The 581-nt window shown below is 47.7% G+C and carries 1 protein-coding gene; it reads right to left on the reverse strand.

Annotation, left to right across the window (positions count from 1 at the left end):
* The coding region (locus tag AAOP42_RS00740; RefSeq protein WP_349526536.1) for a caspase family protein at positions 1-581 on the reverse strand (581 nt) is incomplete at both ends.

Raw genomic sequence — 581 nt, forward strand, 5'->3', positions numbered from 1 at the left:
TCCAAGGCAAACTCAGCACCTGAGGCTGAAGAAATGACTACCGCTCCGGTTCCCTTTCTCAGGTCAGCAAAAAGCTCCTGCATGAGCTGGAACGAGTTTTCCAATCCCAAAGAATTGGATTTTGACACAATCGTTTTGAAACCTCGGGAGGCGATGGTAGCCGTCAAACCCGACAGGTCTTTGAGACCTGTCGGGTTTCCTTCAGCTACAACCGCATCATCCTTGTCTACCTCCCCTGAGTGACATGCATCGATAAACATCAGCTTTTTCCTTGCCGGAATGCCATCCAAAAGACTTTCCAAATCCTCATAAGGGAGGCCCCTGGCCGATGGATTCTCAAAATCCACATCATGAGTGCCAATAAAATAGTCCAGATTATCATCCAACAGCCCATGCCCTGCCACAAACAAAATCACCCGGTCATCGACCTTGGATTTCATCAATGATGATTTGACAGCCAGGATTTTTTCCTTGGTGGCATTGGTGTCGGTGATTTTGAAAACCTTGGAAGCATCTGTACCGAACTTGGCGGCTATATCATTGGCGTCTTTTGCCGCATAGTTGAGGTCGTAGTTGTTGTC

The organism is Reichenbachiella sp. MALMAid0571 (assembly GCF_040151475.1).
Taxonomy (GTDB): Bacteria; Bacteroidota; Bacteroidia; order Cytophagales; family Cyclobacteriaceae; genus CAXBNB01.